At 47.4% G+C, this 22,151-nt stretch carries 15 protein-coding genes; 11 read left to right on the top strand and 4 right to left on the bottom strand.

Annotated elements, in window-relative coordinates:
* Positions 1-63 precede the first annotated feature (63 nt).
* Together QFZ51_RS10545 and QFZ51_RS10540 are read right to left on the bottom strand one after the other, a co-directional pair.
* Positions 64-1,722 (bottom strand): RagB/SusD family nutrient uptake outer membrane protein, encoded by a 1,659-nt coding sequence (locus tag QFZ51_RS10545; RefSeq protein ID WP_429045638.1) that lies wholly within the window; start codon positions 1,720-1,722, stop codon positions 64-66.
* A 39-nt stretch (positions 1,723-1,761) separates the two neighbouring features.
* Positions 1,762-4,851: a SusC/RagA family TonB-linked outer membrane protein gene (locus QFZ51_RS10540; protein WP_429045636.1), complete on the bottom strand. Its 3,090-nt coding sequence runs from the start codon at positions 4,849-4,851 to the stop codon at positions 1,762-1,764.
* 246 nt (positions 4,852-5,097) lie between these two features.
* Here QFZ51_RS10540 and QFZ51_RS10535 point away from each other — a divergent pair, with 246 nt between their 5' ends.
* Positions 5,098-6,570, top strand: coding sequence for a M28 family peptidase (locus QFZ51_RS10535; RefSeq protein ID WP_429045634.1), 1,473 nt, complete (start codon positions 5,098-5,100; stop codon positions 6,568-6,570).
* A gap of 36 nt (positions 6,571-6,606) precedes the next feature.
* On the opposite strand, the gene QFZ51_RS10530 is transcribed toward QFZ51_RS10535, so the two are convergent.
* Both QFZ51_RS10530 and QFZ51_RS10525 read right to left on the bottom strand, forming a co-directional pair.
* Complete coding sequence (locus QFZ51_RS10530; protein ID WP_429045633.1) at positions 6,607-6,951, bottom strand: winged helix-turn-helix transcriptional regulator; 345 nt, start codon at positions 6,949-6,951, stop codon at positions 6,607-6,609.
* Positions 6,952-7,021: 70 nt separating this feature from the next.
* The gene (locus tag QFZ51_RS10525; protein WP_429045631.1) at positions 7,022-7,657 is read right to left on the bottom strand and encodes a DUF4142 domain-containing protein; all 636 of its coding nucleotides are present in this window, start codon (positions 7,655-7,657) and stop codon (positions 7,022-7,024) included.
* A 329-nt stretch (positions 7,658-7,986) separates the two neighbouring features.
* Here QFZ51_RS10525 and QFZ51_RS10520 point away from each other — a divergent pair, with 329 nt between their 5' ends.
* From QFZ51_RS10520 to QFZ51_RS10475, 10 genes are all read left to right on the top strand, one after another.
* The gene (locus QFZ51_RS10520; RefSeq protein ID WP_429045629.1) at positions 7,987-8,589 is read left to right on the top strand and encodes an RNA polymerase sigma factor; all 603 of its coding nucleotides are present in this window, start codon (positions 7,987-7,989) and stop codon (positions 8,587-8,589) included.
* Between the two features lie 56 nt (positions 8,590-8,645).
* Positions 8,646-9,599, top strand: a complete 954-nt coding sequence (locus tag QFZ51_RS10515; protein WP_429045627.1) for a FecR family protein — start codon at positions 8,646-8,648, stop codon at positions 9,597-9,599.
* Positions 9,600-9,606: 7 nt separating this feature from the next.
* Positions 9,607-9,840 carry a DUF4974 domain-containing protein gene (locus QFZ51_RS10510; protein ID WP_429045626.1) on the top strand — a complete coding sequence of 78 codons (234 nt, stop codon included), beginning with the start codon at positions 9,607-9,609 and terminating at the stop codon, positions 9,838-9,840.
* Between the two features lie 258 nt (positions 9,841-10,098).
* On the top strand, positions 10,099-13,683 hold the full coding sequence (locus QFZ51_RS10505) for a SusC/RagA family TonB-linked outer membrane protein (protein ID WP_429045624.1): 3,585 nt from the start codon (positions 10,099-10,101) through the stop codon (positions 13,681-13,683).
* Positions 13,684-13,694: 11 nt separating this feature from the next.
* The gene (locus tag QFZ51_RS10500) at positions 13,695-15,119 is read left to right on the top strand and encodes a RagB/SusD family nutrient uptake outer membrane protein (protein ID WP_429045622.1); all 1,425 of its coding nucleotides are present in this window, start codon (positions 13,695-13,697) and stop codon (positions 15,117-15,119) included.
* A 26-nt stretch (positions 15,120-15,145) separates the two neighbouring features.
* Positions 15,146-16,072 (top strand): hypothetical protein, encoded by a 927-nt coding sequence (locus tag QFZ51_RS10495; protein WP_429045620.1) that lies wholly within the window; start codon positions 15,146-15,148, stop codon positions 16,070-16,072.
* A gap of 146 nt (positions 16,073-16,218) precedes the next feature.
* A complete protein-coding gene (locus QFZ51_RS10490; protein ID WP_429045619.1) occupies positions 16,219-17,148 on the top strand; it encodes an ABC transporter ATP-binding protein in 930 nt (309 codons plus the stop codon).
* 21 nt (positions 17,149-17,169) lie between these two features.
* A complete protein-coding gene (locus QFZ51_RS10485; protein WP_429045618.1) occupies positions 17,170-19,470 on the top strand; it encodes a Gldg family protein in 2,301 nt (766 codons plus the stop codon).
* A 14-nt stretch (positions 19,471-19,484) separates the two neighbouring features.
* On the top strand, positions 19,485-20,834 hold the full coding sequence (locus QFZ51_RS10480; protein WP_429045616.1) for a MutS-related protein: 1,350 nt from the start codon (positions 19,485-19,487) through the stop codon (positions 20,832-20,834).
* Entirely contained in the window at positions 20,831-22,141 is a 1,311-nt protein-coding gene (locus QFZ51_RS10475) for a MutS-related protein (RefSeq protein ID WP_429045615.1), read from the top strand. The genes QFZ51_RS10480 and QFZ51_RS10475 overlap by 4 nt, the downstream gene beginning before the upstream one ends.
* The last annotated feature ends 10 nt before the right edge of the window (positions 22,142-22,151 follow it).

The following is a 22,151-nucleotide window of genomic DNA, read 5'->3' as shown; positions in this document are numbered from 1 at the left end:
CAGGTCTTTATGCGCAATACGGATAACAGGTTGCCCGCTATCCGTATCATTTTAAGGAGAATATCAGTACCCGTCATTCTGACGGAGTTTTCTTCCGGATGAATTTATTTCTGATTGCGGAACAGGCACCCAGTAATTTTTTGTTTTATCAAATTTGCGGTTATCCAGCGCAATAATCCTGGTATATACGATTGTACCATTGGATTGTTTGGATGGTAATATGCCGTAGCCCGGAATATTTTCTGTCACCTCGGCGATCTTCCACCTGCGTACATCGAAATAGCGGTGTTCTTCAAAAGCCAGTTCAATGCGGCGTTCGTTGCGGATGCGGATACGCATGCTGTCGGCCGATAATCCTTTCGGCAGTTCAGGCATGCCTGCCCTTGCGCGGATATCATTTACGGCTTTATACACGGTATTATCCGGCCCTGCAGCCTCGTTCTGCGCTTCAGCATAGTTGAGCAGCACTTCTGCATATCTTAAATACTTCCAGGGCTGGTAAGCGGTTTGATTCGGATTTTCAACCGGGTTGCCTTCATTGATATATTTTCTTACGTAGTAGCCGGTAGGACTGGTATTCCAGTTGCCGTTACCATCTTTACTGTCTTTACCGCCGGGAAGAAATGTTTCCACGTTGCGGGTTCTGTAAGGCGCGCCGTTATAGAGAATGCTGGCATAAAAACGCGGATCCCTGTTCTGGTAAGGATTTGCTTTTTCTGCGGGATTGTTCCAGTCGAAACGGGAGCCATCAGCCATTTCATAATCGTCAACCAGGTTTTGCATCGGGGTATTCCCACCCCATCCGCCATACCCATTAGGGCCGTTGACCAGTTCCAGGTTGGTGTGCTCATTGGTAGGAGAATATACCCGTTCAAAGATATCTTCACTGGTGCCGCTGATGGTGAATAAAGTTTTGTAGTTGTTGTACAATGTAAACTTGTTCAGCGCCATTACATCTGCGGCGGCAGCAGCGGCGGCGGCCCATTTTGTTTTATCGTTGGTTCCTTTGGTATACAAGGGGCTGGCGGCATACAGCAACAGGCGCGCTTTCAGCGCCAGCGCGGCGGCGTATGAGCCACGGCCAGTGGGGTAGCTTTTATTCTGCATCATGGCAGCAGCTGTATTCAGTTCATTCACGGCATACTGAATACATTCCTGCACCGGTTTACGGATAAAAAGCGAATCGAAATTGGTATCATCCAGGTTGTAAACACGGTCGCCTACCAGCGGCACATCACCGAAGTTGCGGATCAGGTCCTGGTAGCGGTAAGCGCGGATAAAATGAAGTTCCCCTTTCAGTTTTTCTTTACCATAATCACTCATCGGCACTTTATCGATATTGGCTAAAGCGTAGTTTACTTCGCGGATGCTGCGGTAGCTCCTGATCCAGGTATCGCTCATCCAGCCGGTTCTGTCCGGGGTAAGGGCGCCCTGTTGCACAAACCAGGTGTTGTTGTCCCATACCACCATGGATTCGTCCGTTACAGAACTCATCCAGGCATCTTCAAAACCGCGGCCAAAGCCTGGTTTTCCACCATCGTTATTGCCGCCTACACCGATATATCTTCCTGTAACATAGGCTTCTGCCAGCGAGGAATCGCCCCACACGGCCGCATCGGTGATGATGCTGGTTGGTGTGGTATCAAGAAAATCTTTCTTACATGCTCCTAGTGCTGCGAGGCCGGCCGCTACCAGGATCAGTGATATATTTTTAGTCTTCATTTCTTTGCAATTGAGATAATAAATGATTTGTTTCCCCGCTTAAAAATTCACATTCACACCTACATTAAACACTTTCTGCTGCGGATAAAAATATCCGCTGCCATCGGTGCCTTCCGGATCTATTTGTTTTACTCTTGTAAAGGTGAGCAGGTTAAAGCCGTTCACGTAAAAGCGGGCGGATTTAACAGATGCCCTGGATAGCAAGGCAGTTGGGAGATTATAGCCAATCTCCAGATTTTTAAGGCGTAGGAAAGAAGTGTTCCAGTTCCAGAAAGTACTCGGGTATGCACCGAGGTTGCTGGAATTCGGTCTGGATACCGGGCGTGGCCAGGAAGCGTTGGTATTTTCCGGCGACCAGCGGTTATCTGCCCATTCCTTGAGAAAGGAGCCAAATTCGCCGGATTCCCAGAGGAGGTATTGTGCGGATTCGCCTTGTCCCTGTAACAGTATATTCACATCAAAATTTTTCCATGACGCGCCTAACGTGATCCCATATACGATTTGCGGAATATTGTTCTGGTCTACCCTCACCCGGTCTGCGGCAGTGATTTCTTTATCACCGTCATAGTCTTCCAGGATCAGGTCGCCGGGCCTGGTGCCGGGTGCATGCGGCGTGGCATCGATCTGCGCCTGGTCTTTGAAGATGCCGATGCTGCGGTAATACAGGCCAGCGTTGATGGGGTGTCCTTCCACTTTTTGGTACGACAGGGTACCGGGGGCTTCATCCAGGAAAATGACTTTATTTTTGATAAAGCTGAAGTTACCGCCGATATGGAATTTCACGTCATTAAAATGGGTTTCATACATCACGGAGGCTTCAACTCCCTTGTTGGTTACCTTACCGATATTTTCATCGGGAATCTGGCTGCTGCTGATACCGCTTACCCCCGGAATACTTAAATTTCTCGGTGCCAGGATGTTGTCTCTGGTTTCGCTGAATACATCCAGGGTCACATTAAAGTGGTTGAATAAAGATGCGTCTATACCGATGTTGGCCTTCTTCGCTGTTTCCCAGGTGATATTTGGATTCGCGAGTTTGGCATATACAATGGTGGGAATATTGGCGCCGTAAGGTTGCCCTGCGTTTGTTAAAGTGCTCAGCACGTTGGTTTGCAGGTTCAGGTTCTGAAGATACTGGTAGCCGGGCGCATCGTCAGGTTTAATATTTTCATTTCCCAGCAGGCCGTAGGAGGCACGGATCTTTAAGCTGTTGACAGCACTTTTATTAAACCACGACTCTTCCGAAATGCGCCATGCTGCCATTGCGCTGGGGAAAAATCCATATTGTCTTCCCGGGGCAAAAATAGAGGATCCATCTTCGCGGAGCTGTACATCTAACAGGTACTTCTCGGCGTAATTATAACTGATACGCCCGAAGTAACTTCTGCGGGTAATAATATAGCTGCTGCCATAGTTACTTGCATCCGTTGGCAGCGCGCCACCCTGGCTCAGTTCCGGCAACAAGGTAGTAATGTAGTTCTGACGTGCGGCCCCAAAAGTTTCATAGGTTGTTTTCGATTGCTGTACGGCTGCAAACGCGCTGAGCTGATGCTTACCAAAATGTTTATCATAGCTCAAACGGAGAAAAGAGTTCAGTAGTGTATAATTGATCTGGCTTTCCGACAAGGATGGGTTATTAGGTCCGCCTTTCACCGGGTTATAGGTTTGTGCACCTTTATCGTACTGGTACACGATCCAGTTTTGAGCCAGCTGTTTATCAAATTCGAAACGTTTATCGATAGATACCATTCCATCTACGGACAACCCTTTGGTCAGTTCGTAACTCGCTTTACCGATGATACTGCCGGTGGTGATAGGTCTTTTATCCGCACCGGATAACTGCGCCATTGCCAGTGGATTTTTTCCCATTTCCACGCCAGCGCCCATGAGTCCATTCGGATAGTAAGCCGGTAGTGTTGGATAGGTGCGGTAAAGGAATTCAAATACGTTGGAGGCGCCAAAACCGGCCAGGGCGGTCTTTTCTTCCTGGCGGCCGGATAGCTGCACCGTTGCTTTAAATTTGGAAGAGAAGTTAATATCGAAGTTTGCGCGGATGTTATATTGTTTATAATTGAGTGGACTGCTGCGATACAATCCATCCTGGTTCAGATAACCACCGGAGATATAATACGAAAGTTTATTGCTGCCACCGGAGAAGGAAAGATTGGCAGAAGTCTGAGGCGCCAATGGTTTCATCAGTTCCTTTTCCCAGTCTGTATTCGGGTAAGACACCGGGTCTTTCCCATTTCTGAACAATTCTATTTCCGCATCAGAATAGCGCTGGTGCTGGCCTTGCGACGGGTTGTTATAATAGCCTATTTCATTTACGATAGTAGCATAGGTAGCCGCATCCACAAATTCCGGCAGCCGGGTGGGTTTAATAAGTCCCTGGTTCAGGTTAAAGCTGAAATTTGTTTTACCTGCTTCTCCTTTCTTCGTAGTAACCAATATAACACCGTTTGCGGCCTGCGAGCCATAAATGGCCGCGGAGGCATCTTTCAGGATACTGATGCTTTCAATATCGCTGGCATTTAAGCGGGAAAATCCGCCGAGCGCATTGGGTACGCCATCAATTACAATTAAAGGTGCAGAGTTGCCGGTGGTGGCCACACCACGGATCAGCAGGCGTGCATCATCGTAACCTGGTTCCCCGCTGGTGTTGGGCGCAATGAGGCCCGGCATACGGCCTACGAGTGAGTTGGAAATATTGGGTTGCGGGCTCCTTACGATCTCTGCACTTTTCACCGCTGCAACCGATCCTGTTAACGTAGCTTTTTTAGTGGTGCCATATCCTACTACCACCACGTCGTTCAGGTTTTCAACAGAGGGCTCCAGCGCGATCGTAGTGAAATCGGTGGTAAGTAACAACTCCTGCTGGCGGAAACCAATTCCTGAAACAACCACCGTATTGTTGCCGGCGGGCATTGCGAGCACAAACCTGCCTTCCTCATCTGTTTTGGCGCCGGAAGTGGTGCCTTTTACGACTATAGAAATAAATGGTAGTGGTGATTTGTCGGTGGAACTGATGACTTTACCTTTGAATGTTTTTTGCTGTGCATACCCTGGTATGCACAAACAAAACGCAGCAAAAAATGCGATGACGCATTTCAGCAAGTGTCTGGCAATCATTTTTTTTTAATTTAAAACGTAAATGGAATACGAATGGTGGAACATGAATCGTGGAACGGCGCTGTGATCCCATCATTCATAACGTGCTTTTTTTAGTTGACCTGTACTATTCACATCTGTACTATACTATACTATTCTACAAATATAATTTCCGGTTTTCAAACTTCCAAAAAAAATTCCCTGGTCATCACCGGGATGAATATATTAGACCCTATTACCGTATTTTTATTACAGAAAGATATGCTTATGACAAACCGTTTCTCCGCAGCATTGGCTGCATTGTTGTTAACCACCAGCGCATTAATGGCACAGCGTAACAAGCCCATAGACGCCATTAAAGCGGACGATATCAAAAAAGATCTGTACTACCTGGCCGACGATCATTTCAGGGGCAGGGAAGCCGGCACATTGGACGAACTGAAGGCATCCGTATGGCTGGCGGAGCAGGCGCGTAAAGCCGGGCTTGAACCTGCCGGCGATGATGGCACCTACCTCCAGTTCTTTTCCCTTATAAGGGAACGGGTAAGTAACCACAGCACCATCAGTGTAGGCAACCGGCCATTTCATTTGTGGCAGGATGCCATTGTGTATGAACCCAGCTTTGCAGCGGTGGATGCCCCCATTGTATTTATTAAGGACGCCGACACCGTATCTGAGGCCACCATACGGGGAAAAGTAGTGGCGTTACAGTTTTCCGCCAAAGGCATCAATGATCCGCGTGTACGCATACCCACACGGTACGCAGGCATAGTGGTGAACTATTGGGCGCGGTACCTCGCGGCCAAAGGTGCAGTAGCTATTATCTTTGTTGCTGATGAACTGGCACAGAAAGGATGGTCAAAAGCCACGCAATATAACAACCGCGGTTCCTACCAGATAGAAGGCAGTCTTTTTCACCGGCAGCTGTTAACCGGCGTTCCCATTATCTGGCTGCAACAGGATGCGCTGCCGCTGGTACAGCAACCAGGTCAGCAACTGAAAGCGCATATCTTTTCCGAGTCGTTCACCTATCCGTCTGTAAATGTAGTAGCGAAAGTAAAAGGCAGCGATCCTAAACTGGCGGGAGAATATGTAGTGTTTAGCGGTCACCAGGATCATGACGGGGTAAGGAATGTAGCGGGAGTGGCCGACTCAATTTACAACGGAGCAGACGATAATGCCAGCGTAAGCGTTGCCTTGCTGGCCATTGGCCGGGCTTTTCATCAGCAACCAGGTAAGCGCTCTACGCTGTTCATCTGGCATGGTTCGGAAGAACGGGGGCTGTTTGGCTCCACCTGGTTTGCCGATCATCCAACAGTGCCCCGCGAATCGCTCGTAGCCGTATTAAACGCGGATATGATCGGTAATAATGCACCCGACAGCGCCGCTCTTCTTGGCCTCATTCCGCCTCACCTCAGTTCTTCCGCGCTGGCAAAAATAGGACTGGAAGAAAACCAAAAAGGGCCGCGGTTTAAGCTGGATACAGCATGGGACAAAGCCTCTCACCCGGAAGTATGGTACTTCCGCAGCGATCACTATCCTTATGCAAAAAAGAATATCCCGGTATTATACTTCAGCTCATTGCCGCATGCGCTTTATCATACCCCCGGCGATGAAGCCGCCACCATCAATATAGAAAAGCTGACAAAAATAGCCCGGTGGATGTATGCCACCGGCTTTACCGTATCCAATCTTGCAGAACGGCCGGCAATGGAACCCGGCTTTCAGCTGGAAAGGTAAAATATAAGAAAGCAACTGCCCTAAGCAGTTGCTTTCTTATATTATAATCTGCTCCTCCTTCATCAGGAACACGCCATAAGCATTCAATGCATCAATAACAGACAATGCCTGCCGGGCTCTTTCAGTGAGTGCATAATCCACTCGTGGAGGCTTCTCCTGGTATGCCTTCCTGGTGACCATATTTTTTTCTTCGAGGTCGCGCAATTGCGTGATCAGCATTTTATCGGTGATATGCGGTATGGATTTTTTCAGATCACCATATCTTACAGGCCCTTCCTGCAACGCCACGAGGATAGGAATTTTCCAGGTGCCACCGATATAATTCATCGCAAATTCAACAGGACTGTAATACAGCCTGTTCTGATGCCGGAAATCTTTCATGCCGGAAATTTACTCACGGATTCCCGGTTTTTTGCCTTTACATACCAAAAAGTATATAACAAGGCTATTTCTATTCGTAAGGTGGCGGGCCAACCGGTATCTCCTTAATGCCTAACCGCTTCTGCAACTGCTGCACAGAATCAAGATGCGCATATAACATCGGCAGATTGGCCGCCGCAAATGATTTTATATCACTGTCTGTTGCATTCTTTGCTGCCCGTTGAAATTCCCGGATGTCTTTTTTATGGTCGCTGAGCATCGCATTTACATAAGCCCTGTCGAATTCGTCTCCCTTCTTTTTTCCAAGCCGATCCTTTTCTTTCTGTTGGGAATTTGAGATGGAATCCGGCAACGTTATTTTTTTGGAAGCGGCTAATGCCTTTATTTGCGCTCCCCCGCCGCTGTGATCTTTTACCATCAATGCACCGAAATCCTTTACCTGTTGGTTCCGGGAATTTGTTTGTGCCAACTGTCCCAGTTGCACTTCCATCATTCCCCCACTGGCTGCTTCCACCACGAAATCAGCATCTGCCTGCGACAAAACCACTGATACCGAGTCCGAGGACTTGTTGTTCATAATCTGGCTGTCGATCCGCTCACTATTGGCTTCTTTCGCTTTCTTCTCACTATCTGCAGACCTGTTGTTACAACTCCATAAAAGGAATGCCAATGGCAGAGTATAATAAACCAAAAATGAGTTTTTCATAATACCCTCCTTTTTTGAAAAAAAAGCCCAAAACATATGCCACGTGCGTCAAACCAGGTATTTATTTCTTTATGAGCACCAACCAGCCGTCTGGTTTTTGCAGCAGGTTGAAACCAACGTCCGTACGAAGGCGGGCGAGATTAAGATGGTACCGGAAACTTATCCGTTTGGTACGTAAAACTGGTTTCCCATTATATGAGAACACACCCATCACTGACCAATTATTATAAATTCATAACAATTTAATTTTCAACTTCTTAAACACACCCCTTTTTCCTTGAGAATTTTTGCTCTAGTTTGTGCTTCCAAACATGAACATAAAATAAGCATTGTCAAGTAAGCAAGCATACGGGGAAATTGAGCTGATATCTTCTTTTCAGCAGGGCGAACACAAAGCACTGCATCAAATTTATGCGCTATACCAGCGGCCACTCTGCTTTTTTACGGAACAGCTGACTTCCGATACCATGGCCGCAGAAGATATTGTTTCTGAATGCTTCATCCAGGCATTTCAAAAAAAAGAGGACTTTCCTACACTCGGGCAACTCAAAGCTTTCCTGTTCACCGCAGCAAGGAATGCCGCCCTCAATTATCTCAAGGCGCAAAAACGACATGGTGATATTCACCAGTCGATAGAAAGGAACGCCGACCGCTTTTCCATAGATGTTGAAAAAGCCTATATAAAAACGGAGGTCACCCAGGCTATTTTTCTTGAAATTGAAAAACTGCCGCCACAATGCCGGCAGGTAGTCCGCCTTTCCGTTATCGACGGGAAAAGGCCGCAGGAAATAGCCGACGAACTTAATATGGCCTACCAGACCGTTCTGAACCAAAAAGCAAAAGGCGTAGGATTATTACGTACCGCTCTTTTAAAAAATGAGCTGATATCCCTTCCAGTCCTCGTTTCCGCACTATTAATGCTGCAGCGGTAATTTTTTTTGAAAAGGGCGGTATAAAAAGAGGAGTTAGTTGTTTTAGTAGTATCGACATGACTGAGAACAATCATTACATAGCCGGCCTGATTGGCAAATACCTGGACAATAGTCTGAATGCTGACGAGAAGATGGCGTTAACGGAATGGATCAACGCCTCCGATGACAACCGTCGTCTTTTTGCGGAATTAAGCGATCAGCAACAGCTGGTGGCGAATCTTCAGCGGTTTTATGCCTATGATACTGACAGGATTTCCAGGAAGATCAGTGAACAGATTCCCGGATTTGGCCAACCCATTATGACGCCGGTTCACCGGGTTCATTTTATCCGCAGATGGGGCTGGGCCGCTGCTGCGGCACTGCTGCTTGCAGGAAGTGCCTACCTGCTGGTAATGAATAAAAAAGATCAGTCACCGGCCATCGCATCCAATGTAACGGATATCACTCCCGGCAGCCAGGGCGCCATACTTACCCTCGCCGACGGACGGCAGGTAGTGCTGGATAGCCTGACCAGCGGGGTTGTTGCGCAACAGAACGGCAGCTCCATCGTACTGTCGGATGGTAAACTTAAGTATGATCCTTCCGGGGAAGCCGTCTCCGACATTCAATATAACAAAATGACCACGCCCAAGGGGCGGCAATTCCAGCTGACCTTACCTGATGGAACAAAGGTGTGGTTGAACGCAGCCAGCTCTATCCGCTACCCTACGGTGTTTGCCGGCAAGGAACGAAAAGTGGAAATATACGGGGAGGCCTGTTTTGAAGTAGCAAAAGATGCCAATAAACCTTTCCTGGTAAATGTAAATAATAAAGCTTCCATAGAAGTACTGGGCACGTTGTTCAACGTAAACGCCTACGAAAATGAGAAAACGATCAATACTACATTGCTCGATGGAAGCGTAAAAGTAATCAATGAACCTGCCAGCGTAATCCTCAAACCTGGCCAGCAGGCACAGATCAGCAACACACCGGGAGGAAAAAATAGCTATAGTAAACAAACCGGACATTGAAAAAATAATGGCCTGGAAAAGCGGCCTGTTCAACTTTGAAGGCGCTAATCTTGAAGAAGTAATGCGACAGCTGGAACGCTGGTACAATATAGATGTAGTTTATGAAAATGGTATACCGGATATACAATTCATGGGAGAAATGAGCAGACAAATTTCATTAACAGACCTGCTGGAAATATTAAGGAGAACAGAAGTAGACTTTAGAGTAGAAGGACGCAAATTGATTGTGCTGAATAAATAAGTATCAGTTACACTGCACCGGGAATCACAGAAGGGGCCTGCATGGCCCGGCCTGACTATGTAATTTAACAAGCCAACCATTAAAAAACCGTCACGGATTGCGGCCGTGACGGTGTATTTGACTTAGTTGGTTTCTAAACGGTTTATTGCAATTCACATTTATTAACAACCAAATCTCATGCAATTTATGCAAAAAAAATGCTATTGGCCGCCGGATCGCCGGGGAAAAAACACGGGCCTAACCAAAATCTTTCTGGTAATGAGACTTACTGTCATTCTATTAACAGCCGCCATCTTTCAGGCAAGTGCCTCGGGTCACGCACAAACCGTTACCCTGTCGGGTAAAGCCATCCCTATCAAACAAGTATTTAGTGCTATTAAGCAACAAACCGGGTACGTAGTTTTCAGTAATAATAACACGATCAATGATGCAAGGAATGTATCGCTTTCTGTACGGGATATGCCCCTGAAAGACTTGCTGAATGAAGTATTGAAAGACTTACCCGTTACCTACGTGATCAAGGACAAAACGATTGTACTGTCACGCAAAACAATACCAGCCGGCGATATCCTGGCTCCTCCAAATACGATTACCGGCACCATCCGGTCTTCCACTGGTGAACTATTGCCAGGCGTATCTGTCCGGATAAAAAATACGGTCAACGGTACCATCACCGGTTCCGACGGGTCCTTCTTCTTTAACCGTCCACCTGAAGATGCCGTATTCGTGATCAGCATGCTGGGGTATGAAACCCTGGAAATCGCTGTTCTGAAGGGCGACAACGGATATACCGCCAACACGCTGGATAAAGCACAATCGAAGTCGCTGCTGGTGAAAGAAGGAGCCAACCTCCTGCTGAACATTACGCTGAACAGGAAAGACCTCGAAATGAACGACGTGGTGATCACCGGGTATATGAACGTGAATAAAAAGAATTACGTAGGTTCCGTTTATTCCGTAAAGGCAGATGATATCAAGATTGCCGGCGAAACCAGCATCGATCAGATGTTACAGGGCGTTGTACCGGGCATGTCTGTTATCACGCAATCAGGACAGGTAGGTTCCACGCCAAAGATCCGTATCCGCGGTACCTCCACCATCCTGGGCAACCAGGAACCGGTTTGGGTAGTAGATGGCGTAATCCAGCGCGATCCCCTGCCAATGCCCAATGGTAGCGGATCACTGGCAGGAGATATGAGCGAACTGCGGCTGATCGCCTCCAATGCCATTTCCTGGCTCAATCCAAACGATATTGAAACCATCACCGTTTTAAAAGATGCTTCGGCCACCGCTATTTATGGTTCACAGGCAGCCAACGGCGTAATTGTGCTCACCACGAAAAAAGCGCGCCCCGGCCAGTTATCGGTGTCTTATAGCTCCAACCTCACAGTGGGTCAGAAACCTACCTACGGCGACTTCGACCTGATGAACTCCCAGGAACTGATGCAGTTTTCGAAAGAAGTATACGAAGCCCGCGACAGCTATACCGCTGAAGTATTGCCGATCGGCTACGCCGCATTGATCCAGCAGTTACAGAGAAAAGAAATCGATTATGCCACTTATATGGAACGGTACCGGAAGCTGGAAAACCAGAATACCGACTGGTTCTCACTCCTGTTCCGCAACCCGTTCAGTCAGAATCATAGCCTGAGCATCTCCGGCGGTACCGAGAAGATCTCCAACAGAACCTCTTTCAGTCTTCAGCAGCAGAACGGGGAAGCCAAAGGGAATGACCTTACTTCTTTCGCCGCTTCCTCCAATACCACTCTCCGGTTCGGAAAACGGCTGACCGTAAACCTGATGCTGAACGGCAGCCGGCGGGAAACAAATGGTTTTTCGTATGGCGTAGATCCGTTCAACTATGCTTATAATACTGCCAGAACCATTCCTATGTATAATGATGACGGATCCCTTTTTTACCATGAGAAAAGAGGAGAATCCAGCACCGTTTTCCCCGGCAACAACAGCTACCGGTATAACATTCAGAATGAAATTAATAATACAGGAAATAAAAATGTTACCAATAACCTCGCATCTACTGTAGATGTAAACCTGCAGTTAACAAAGGACCTGCAATACCAGGGACTGTTATCTTACACCCTTACCAATTCCAGCGTAAAATCCTACGCAACGGAATTATCTTACTTTATCACCCAAACAAGAGGATATGAGTTCGGCAGCGTACTGTCCAACTCTCCGCAGGAACTGGCCAGCCGCCTGCCTTTCGGAGGACTCGCACAACTGCAGAACGCCGACAACAGTGGCTATACCTGGAGAAACAGCCTGGTATATAACCACTTATTTGGTACCCGCCATGCCGTGACCCTTCAGGCTGGAATGGAAGCCAGATCCGCATTAATGCAGGGTAACACCGATACCCGTTATGGTTATCTACGGTATCGCGGGGAAAGCTATGCACCTGTTCCGGTAATGCCCGCGATGATTTCTGCCAATGGCGACAACCTGCTTGATCTCATGCGCACAAATTCAGGAATCGTCAATCAAAAAAGTAATTTCCTGAGTGAGTACTTCTCTGCGGTATATGCTTTTGATCAGCGATTTATCTTCAACTTCAATGCGAGATTGGATGCCTCCAACCGTTTTGGCCAGGATAAAAACAAGAAATTCCAGCCAACCTGGTCGTTTGGTGGAAAGTGGCGCGTTGCCAATGAAAAAATCCTGAGCTCCGTGAAATGGCTGAACGCACTTGACCTGTCTGCCACTTACGGCTACCAGGGAAATGCAGTGGAAGCGGTATCTCCTTACCTGATTGCCACCGACGGAGGACTTAGCAATGTATTCAAACAATATGTCCTCAACATCAAATCGCTGCCTTATCCTGAACTGGGTTGGGAGAAAACAAAAACATGGAACTTCGGACTGGACCTGGCAATGTTTAACGGCCGCCTGAGCGCCACCGCCAACTGGTACAAAAAAAGCAGCAATATCCTGGCTTCACGGGACGTACCCATTGAAAATGGGATGAACTCCGCTACCGTATTTGGTTCCCTGATGGAAAACACCGGGTACGACCTGATCATCAGCGTAGTGCCGGTGCGTACGAAAGACTTCATGTGGCAGTTTTCTGTGAATACCGGTCTTGCCCGGAACGTGCTGAAACAAAACGAAAGGATCAATACAAAAGATGATTACCTGAACGGAACTGCTATTGTGAACGGAGAGGCTTACTCCACCTTTTATTCCTTTGCCTATGCCGGTTTAAATCCAGCCAATGGCGTGCCTCTCTTCAAAAACATGGATATTAAACCTACTGCCAATGACCTGGATTACCTCGTTAAATCCGGTAAGCTGGATCCCGATTTTTCCGGCGGATTCAATACCATGGTGCGATATAAAAACCTTTCGTTAAGCGCGCAGTTTGCCATGGCTTTCGGAAATCAAAAAAGGCTGCCGGTGTTCTACAATTCTTCCGGGGCGCCTACTCCTGAACAGAATGCACCCAGGATCCTGAATGACCGCTGGAAACAACCTGGCGATGAGCAGCACACCAACATCCCTGCTGTTCCACCCGGTAATCCCCGCAGGATAGAGTTCTACCTGCCCACGATAGCGTCAAACAGAGTAACGCCGTATGACCTGTATAATCAATCCGATTACATGGTGGCAGATGCTGACTTTATCCGTTGCCGGCAGATTGCGTTGAACTATGAGTTTACACAGGAACTGCTGAAAAAGATACACATCAAACGACTGAGTACGTCCCTCAGCATGACCAACCCATTCCTGGTAACTTTTGACGACGCATGGAGAGGTTACGATCCGGAAACAAACGGATGGCCTGCCCGCAGAACAACGTCATTATCTTTTAATATGACTTTCTAATATTGAAGCGCATGAAATATAAGTTATTTGCTGTTTTCTTTGTCTTCACGGTGCTGACATCCAGCTGCACCAAATTCCTGGAAGAACAATCACAGAGCGAGATTATTCCCAAAACGGCTACCGACTTCCGGGAGCTATTGATGGGATCAGGTTATATGGGAAATCAGGAGCCAACTGATTTTCTTTCCCGCATGGACGACGATGTGGACCTGAACATTGAATGGGGCGCGGGCACCCCCTACACTATCGTAGGCACCGCTACGGTTAAAACAGATTACCTGTTTTATACCTGGCAGCCCCAGTTGGCCGACAGGAATGGGTTAGGCGATCTTATCAGTGAAGATCCCGCGTCTACCGCCTATTACTATTTTTATGAGAAGATAATGGGATGTAACGCCGTACTGGATAATATCAATACCGCGATCGGCAGCCAGCAGGATAAAGACAGGGTAAAAGCCGAAGCCCTGGCGATGCGGTCGTTCTATTATTTCCGGTTGGTAAATCTCTATGGAGCACCTTACAACAACAATCCACAGGCGCTTTCCATTCCTTTAAAGCTGAACTCCAATGTTACAGCCGAATACACGGAGCAGTCGACCGTGGCAAGGGTGTACGAGCAAATCGTTAACGATCTGAAAGAAGCTGCCACGCTGATGGATCCGCTGCCTGTTGCGCGCAGGGACTTTCACATCAATCAACCAGCCATTCACATTCTTTTGTCCAGGGTATATCTCTATATGGAAAAATGGGAAGAGTGCGTAGCAGAAGCCAGTAAAGTTTTTGAACAGTCGTCAGTACTGATGAACATGACCGGCATCACCACTGGTTACTGGCTCACCTATACCAACCCTGAAGTAGAGTGGATGTTTGGTGCAAAACCGCAAGGGGGCGACCAAACCGCCTTTATTCCTTCTCCGGATCTCCTGTCAGTTTTTGATCAGAACAATGATGTGCGCCTAAAATATGGTATAACGAATTCAGGTGGCACACCGCTCATCACGAAGTATACAATCATAAACGGAGAACTGACCCAATGCATTCGTACAGCAGAAGCAGTGTTAAACAGGGCGGAGGCAAACGTGCAGCTCGGAAAACTGCCTGCTGCCATGAAAGACCTGAATGACCTGCGCCGTACACGCATCATTGGTTACACAGATGAAAATATTGGCGACAAGGCAGCACTGCTGCAGGCAGTCCGGGTAGAGCGCCGTAAGGAATTTTTCCTGGAAGGATTCCGCTGGTTTGATCTCCGGCGCTATGGCATGCCTGCCATTACACACCGCTATCAGCATGAGCCGGGGGAAGCGGTATTGCATTATACCCTGAAGGAAAAAGATCCGATGTACACGCTGCCTCTTCCCAATAGCATACTGCAGAGAAACCAGGCACTGAAACAAAATCCATCCGGCACTATGCCCGACAGGATCGGCCAGTAATGTTTAACAAGCAATAACATCATAACATGAAGCATATATTTCTAATCGGCTGCATCTCCAGCATATTACTATTTTCCTGTGCGAAGGATACTGAAATCGGCGCACCAACGCCGATCGGACCTGATTATGTTTTACCGCAGGGCAACGCCCCAAAAGAGGCAAATGATAAAATTCAACAGCTCTATAACAACTACGGATCTTACTTCCTGTATGTGTTTACACAAAAGGATTTTGAATGGATGCAGGCAGCCGGCGGCAGCGCATCAAAGATCGATACAGCGGTATTGGGCAACCCTGCTTATACCGGTGATATGCTGAATTTCCTGAACGATGTGTGGTTGAAATTCCTGCCGGATGATTTCAAGAAAAACCAGGGGATTCCTTACCGCGTTCTCATGGCAGATACCATCAAACAATACAGGACCGGGTATCCCCCCGGCAGGGAATACCTCTACTTCGATTACAAGGTAGTAGGTAAGTCCATCACTTTCGCCGGCATGAACGCATCACTGCGTACCATGACCCCGGCTCAAAAGGTGGACAAAAAGAATGTCCTGACAGGCGCTATCTGGAACTATTATATCAGTAATAATATTCTTGATATTCCGGCAGCATTCTACACGGTCAGCAATTATGCGGCAGAGGCAGCACCCACAGCGCCGCTGTCCATTCCTGCCAACCTGGAGGCCTTCCGCAGCAGGGGCTTTTTACCAACCAGCTATGATGCCCTCAGCGGCAGAATAGGTGAATGGTATTATGGCACCTATTCCTGGGGAACGGCCAAATCAAATGATATCACGTCATTTATCATGCATATTACAACCCGGACGGATGCACAAATGCAGCCTTACCTGCAGTATCCGCTCATTAAACAGAAGTTTGATATCCTGGTAGATTATTACAAAACAAAATATCATATAGATGTGCGTGCTATCGCCAACGCCACCTACTGATGTATAACCTTTCCTTTCGCCCGGGGCTTCGTCCCCGGCGAAAGGTATCTTTCAGCAGCACATCTTCATAAAAAATATTCAACTGCAATCACCGTGTAAGCAAAAGCTTACGCCTGCTATATTATTTAATAAACAATCCGTAATGAATGGAAAACGCCATCGTAAAAGTTGAAAATCTGTCTCACCGTTACGCTTCCCAGTGGGCGGTTCGGGACATAAATTTTGAGATCCATAGCCAGGGAGTGGTGGGACTGCTGGGTTCCAACGGAGCCGGCAAATCCACTACCATGAACATCATTTGTGGAGTATTAAAACAATCGAAGGGAGAGGTATTCATCAACGGGATCAACCTGAAAGATGACCCGGTAACCGCCAAGCGCAACATCGGGTTTATGCCGCAAAAACTGCCGCTGTACCTCGATTTCACTGTGGAAGAATACCTCACCTACTGCGCTGATCTGCGGATGGTGGAAAAAAGCCAGTTAAAAAAAGCAGTCGACCAGGCCCTGGAAAGATGCGGTGTGGCACATTTCAGGGAACGTCTGCTCCGCAACCTCTCCGGTGGATACCAGCAACGCGTGGGCATCGCCCAGGCCATTGTGCACAACCCTAAATTTGTAGTGCTCGATGAACCCACCAACGGCCTGGATCCCAACCAGATCGTGGAAGTACGGAACCTGATCAAAGAAATTGCGATAGACCGCTCGGTGCTGCTATCCACGCACATCCTCACAGAAGTACAGGCTACCTGCAAGGAAATCAAAATGATTGAAGAAGGCCAGATGGTATTTTCCGGCACACTGGAAATGTTCGATAATTATATTGAACCCAACTCACTGGTAGTTATGCTGGACGCAGCTCCTGCACCTGAAGAACTGCTGAAGCTGGAAGGTATCAGATCTATCGAACAACTGGCCCCCTCCCGTTTCAGGCTCGGATACGACGGGGAAAAGAAAACAGCACAGCGGCTAGCGGAAATAAGTGTGGGCAAAGGCTGGGGACTAACAGAACTGATTATCGAAAAGAGTTCACTGGACGCAGTATTTGCCAGGTTGTCTAAAAAAAATACCAAATAAAAAATCATTAAAAGATATTCAATGAGACAAATTTTTAAGATCGCCAAAGCAGAGTTATTCACTTTGTTTTATTCACCGATCGCCTGGATGATCCTCGTGGTATTTACTTTTCAGACGGGAATGGGCTTTGCAGACACCCTGCAGGAGATGCTGCGTGGCCAGAGCAGCGGTATGGGCCTCTCCTTTATTACCGCTAATATTTTCTCCGGACAAAGGGGAATGCTGGCTTCCGTACAAAATTACCTGTACCTCTATATGCCCCTGCTTACAATGGGATTGATGAGCCGGGAGTTAAGCAGCGGTTCTATCAAATTACTGTATTCATCCCCGGTTACTTCCTCACAGATCATTCGTGGTAAGTTCCTTGCCATGATGACCTATAGCTTACTACTCATCGCCGTATTACTGGTGTATGTAATAGTGGGTATGTTTGTGGTAGATAACTTTGAACTGGCGCCTGTACTATCAGGTCTCCTTGCCATTTACCTCCTGATGTGCGCCTATGCGGCTATCGGGTTGTTTATGTCTTCCCTCACCTCTTACCAGGTAGTAGCGGCTCTCGGCACATTGGTGCTGCTGGGAACACTCAGCTATATGAACAAAGTATGGCAGAGCATCGATTTTGTACGTGACATTACGTACTGGCTGTCTATTTCCGGCCGTTGCAACGAAATGATCAGTGGGTTGATCTGCACAGAAGATGTGCTTTATTTTGTGATCGTAGTTGCCATGTTCCTGGCACTGAGCATCCTGAAATTGCAGTCCAACCGCACCCATGCCTCTTTTTCCTCGGTATGGAGCAAATATGCAGTTGTAGTGATCGCCGCTATGGCGCTGGGTTATACCACTTCCCGCCCAATATTCATGGCTTATTACGACGCTACCGAAACCAAGCGGAATACCCTCACCCCCAATAGCCAGCAGATCATGGCTAAACTGGATGGCGGTCTCACCATCACCACCTATGTAAACCTCCTCGACCGGGAAGGCTATAATGGTATGCCCGAAATGGTAAATGAAGATAAACAACAGCTGAAACAATACATCCGCTTCAAACCGGAAACAAAGCTGAAATACGTTTATTACTACGATTCTGCCAGCAATAACCCCCGCCTGAATTTTGTTTATAAAAACAAATCACTCGCGGAAATGGCACAAAAGGAAGCAGAGATCAAAGACCTCGATATTGATCTCTTCCTGACACCGGAAGAAATAAGGAAGAAGATCAACCTCCGGGATGAAGGCAATATTTTTGTCCGCCTAGTAGAAAGAGAAAACGGGCAAAAGGCATTTCTCAGGATCTATGAAGATATGATGAAATTTCCCGACGAAGCGGAAGTATCAGCCGTTTTCAAACGCATGGTAATGAAGCTGCCAAAAATTGCTTTCCTGCAGGGACAAGGAGAACGGAAAATAGAAGGGGATCGTATAAAAGATTATACCCTGTTCTCTTCTGTTAAAACATTCCGTTATGCGCTCACTAACCAGGGCTGCGATGTGGAAACGCTGGATCTTTCCGGTAATAACCAGATTCCCGCAGGAGTAGACATTATCGTGATTTCCGATATGCAGCAGGAGATGGATTCCGTTTCCAAACGAAAACTGGACACCTATATTGCCAATGGCGGAAACCTGGTGGTGACCCTTAAACCAGGATCAGCAGTCATGGAATCTTTCATTTCCCAATTTGGCGTAAAAACAATACCCGGCCAACTGGTACAACCTAAAATAGATGTAGTTGCGAATGCCGTTATATGCCGGCCCACAAATGCTGCTATCAGCATCGCACCTATGTTCGATCTCATGATCAAACAACATGCGTATGTGGGCATGGTGAAAGCGGCTGGTTTGGTAATGGCGGAAAACAAAGGCTTTAAAGCCACCCCCGTTCTTCAGACCGATACCATGAAAACATGGAATGAAACGCAGACCATCGATTTTGTGAATGATTCTGCTTCCGTAGATGTAATGGCCGGAGAAAGGGCAGATAGCTTTGTTACGGCAATGGCTTTATCAAGAAAGATAGGTAATAAAGAGCAACGCATCATGATCATAGGAGATGCCGACTGTATCAGTAACGGGGGTATGAAACCGCCTATCAGATATTACGGCGCTTCCAACTTTTCTTTGATTCCGGGTATGTTCCATTGGCTATCTTACGGCACTGTACCAGTAGACGTAAGCCGTCCGCATTCAAAAGATAACACCCTCTTTCTTACCAAAGGAAGCCTGAAGGTGGTGAAATACGGATTAATGGGCGTGATCCCGGGATTATTGCTGATAGGAAGCAGCATTTTACTCATCAGGAGAAGAAGAAAGTAAAACAAACAGCTGGTATGAGCCTAATGACCGATAAACAAACGCTGAATGACCTGAACATTTTCGGGAAAGGTGGAGGCGATTCAGTGTACACGATATTTAACCGCACCTTTACCCGCGGCGGCTCAGAGCTGCTGGAAGAAATGTTCCGCAGCCCGCTCTCCGACGCTGCCGCCATCAATGCGCGCAGCACCATCATCCGCGCCTTTTCTGAACAGCAGATAAGCTTTCCGTATGAGGGTGAATGGTTCGATGCCGCAGAACAACACCTGCAAAATACCGATGAGCGCACGAAGCTGAATGACCAGGAACATACGCTGGGCAGAAAGTTTAATCACCTGATTGCCGCCGACACAGAATACAAAGCCATTGAAAAAGGCGTGGTAAGCCTGATCGGTATCTTACAGGCCACCCGGGTGTTTGCAGACAGCATCCGGCAACAGGTAGCAGGTATTCCTTACAACAGGGAACTCGCTTCCATCGACCGGTTATTACAAACAACAGAATTGCAGCCCCTCCTGCAGGAACATACCAAACAGAAATTTTCTTTTGCCAAGGTAGCGGAGTATGATAAAATACTCCGCTTCCGGCAACGGAACATCATCCTCCAATTGCTGGGACATATTTACCTGGCCGATGTATACCTGTCGGTGGCCCGTACTGCCAGGGAACGGAAGTTCTGCTTCCCGGTTGCCCTGGATGCGGAAAAGCAAACAGTAATACTGGAAGATTTTTACCATCCGTCTTTAACCAGGCCGGTGGCGAATACATTAACCATCACTCCTTCCAGTAACATTATTTTCCTGACAGGAGCCAATATGGCGGGAAAATCCACCTTTATGAAAGCGCTGGGTATTGCTATGTTCCTGGGCCAGATGGGATTCCCGGTGCCGGCAGCCAAAATGGAATTTTCTGTAAGGGATGGTATTTTCACCACCATCAACCTGCCGGATAACCTGAGCCAGGGGGCCAGTCACTTTTATGCGGAAGTGCTGCGGGTTAAAACCATTGCACAGGAGCTAAGCCGCGACAAATACCTGTTTGTCATTTTCGATGAACTGTTCCGCGGCACCAATGTAAAAGATGCATATGAAGCCACCATCGCCATTACATCGGCCATCGCACGCAGGAAGAATTGTATGTTCGTGGTATCTACACATATCATTGAAGCCGGCGATGTGCTCAAAGAAAAATGTGACAATATCAACTTCGTATACCTGCCAACGTTAATGGAAGGCAATAAGCCCGTTTATACGCATAAACTGGCCTCCGGTATTACTTCCGACCGGCATGGTATGGTAATTATAAAAAATGAAGGTATCCTGGACCTATTGGCCAGGAAAAAATCAATAAAGAAGACCACATGAGCTTTATTGCCGATAAACAAACACTGGACGATCTGTCGCTGCTTGGAAAGTATAATGCCAATTCCATCTTCTCCCTTTTTAACCAGGTAAAAACCCGGGGGGCAGAAAAACTGCTGGATGCCATGTTCCTCCATCCACTAACCGATGCGGATCAGATCAATGCCAGGAGCACTGCCTTCCGTTATTTTGGAGAACAGCCCATTCCGTTTCCTTTCAACGAACAACTGCTGGGCAACACGGAAGCCTTCCTGGATGAAGGAAGTAACAGCAGCTTCCCCCTCGCCCTCTGGCAAATGGGCCGGAAAAAGTTAGCGGCCCTTCTGGTAAAGGATGATGCATTTGAATTGCAGCTGCAGGGAATAGATACCTGCGTACAGCTGCTAAAAGGCTTTTCTACCCTACTCAATCATCTCGAAAAAGAAGGCCGTGATAAAAATACCCCTTGGGAAAAATGGGTCACAAGTGCCCGGAACATCCTCCGGGATAAGCGGCTGCAAAATATCAATTCCCAAAGATCCCTGCTGCAAACCGCCAGGTTACACTATCTGCTCGCACACATATTCCAGGATAAGCTAAAAACCTTGTTGGCACTCACCTACGAAATAGAAGTGTATCTCACCGTTTCCGGCATTGCCAAAGCAAAAGGATTTTCCTATGCAAAGGCATTGCCGAAAGAGAAGAATACGCTGATAGCCAAAGGGGTTAAACATCCCGGCCTGGATAAAGCGGTTCCCAACAGCCTTTCGTTTAATGGCAACAGTAATGTACTGTTCCTCACCGGGGCCAACATGGCGGGCAAATCCACCCTGATGAAAGCGACCGGTATCATGATGTACCTGGCACATATGGGATTTCCTGTAGCGGCCCGGGAACTGGAGTTTTCTGTGCTGGATGGTATTTATTCTTCGGTAAATGTACCTGATGACCTGAACCGTGGATACAGTCATTTTTATGCGGAGGTGCTCCGGGTAAAAAAAGTAGCGGAAGAAGTAAATGCTGACAAACACCTCTTCGTTATTTTCGACGAACTGTTTAAAGGTACCAACGTGAAAGATGCCTATGACGCCACACTGGCAGTAACAGAAGCTTTCACCGCCTTCAGGGATTGTTTCTTTATTATTTCCACACATATCTTTGAAGTGGGAGACGCGCTAAAAACAGCAGGCGATCATATACAGTTTGAATTCCTGCCAACTATTATGGAAGGTACCGTACCCAAATACACCTATACCCTGCAAAAAGGTATTACAACAGACAGACAAGGAATGATAATTATCGAGAATGAAGGTATCTTAGACATGTTATAATGTTCTAAGC

Origin of the sequence: Chitinophaga sp. W3I9 (assembly GCF_050434025.1) — a bacterium.
GTDB lineage: Bacteria > Bacteroidota > Bacteroidia > Chitinophagales > Chitinophagaceae > Chitinophaga.
This window is presented reverse-complemented; position numbering and strand designations above follow the sequence as displayed.

What these genes read in the sequence shown, in the direction of transcription:
- QFZ51_RS10490 (WP_429045619.1), top strand. Translation starts at nt 16,219, where the DNA reads ATGGAAAACGCCATCGTAAAAGTTGAAAATCTGTCTCACCGTTACGCT.
- QFZ51_RS10535 (WP_429045634.1), top strand. Translation starts at nt 5,098, where the DNA reads ATGACAAACCGTTTCTCCGCAGCATTGGCTGCATTGTTGTTAACCACC.
- QFZ51_RS10545 (WP_429045638.1), bottom strand. Translation starts at nt 1,722, where the DNA reads ATGAAGACTAAAAATATATCACTGATCCTGGTAGCGGCCGGCCTCGCA.
- QFZ51_RS10530 (WP_429045633.1), bottom strand. Translation starts at nt 6,951, where the DNA reads ATGAAAGATTTCCGGCATCAGAACAGGCTGTATTACAGTCCTGTTGAA.
- QFZ51_RS10510 (WP_429045626.1), top strand. Translation starts at nt 9,607, where the DNA reads ATGGCCTGGAAAAGCGGCCTGTTCAACTTTGAAGGCGCTAATCTTGAA.
- QFZ51_RS10540 (WP_429045636.1), bottom strand. Translation starts at nt 4,851, where the DNA reads ATGATTGCCAGACACTTGCTGAAATGCGTCATCGCATTTTTTGCTGCG.
- QFZ51_RS10515 (WP_429045627.1), top strand. Translation starts at nt 8,646, where the DNA reads ATGACTGAGAACAATCATTACATAGCCGGCCTGATTGGCAAATACCTG.
- QFZ51_RS10500 (WP_429045622.1), top strand. Translation starts at nt 13,695, where the DNA reads ATGAAATATAAGTTATTTGCTGTTTTCTTTGTCTTCACGGTGCTGACA.
- QFZ51_RS10475 (WP_429045615.1), top strand. Translation starts at nt 20,831, where the DNA reads ATGAGCTTTATTGCCGATAAACAAACACTGGACGATCTGTCGCTGCTT.
- QFZ51_RS10525 (WP_429045631.1), bottom strand. Translation starts at nt 7,657, where the DNA reads ATGAAAAACTCATTTTTGGTTTATTATACTCTGCCATTGGCATTCCTT.
- QFZ51_RS10485 (WP_429045618.1), top strand. Translation starts at nt 17,170, where the DNA reads ATGAGACAAATTTTTAAGATCGCCAAAGCAGAGTTATTCACTTTGTTT.
- QFZ51_RS10480 (WP_429045616.1), top strand. Translation starts at nt 19,485, where the DNA reads ATGAGCCTAATGACCGATAAACAAACGCTGAATGACCTGAACATTTTC.
- QFZ51_RS10505 (WP_429045624.1), top strand. Translation starts at nt 10,099, where the DNA reads ATGAGACTTACTGTCATTCTATTAACAGCCGCCATCTTTCAGGCAAGT.
- QFZ51_RS10495 (WP_429045620.1), top strand. Translation starts at nt 15,146, where the DNA reads ATGAAGCATATATTTCTAATCGGCTGCATCTCCAGCATATTACTATTT.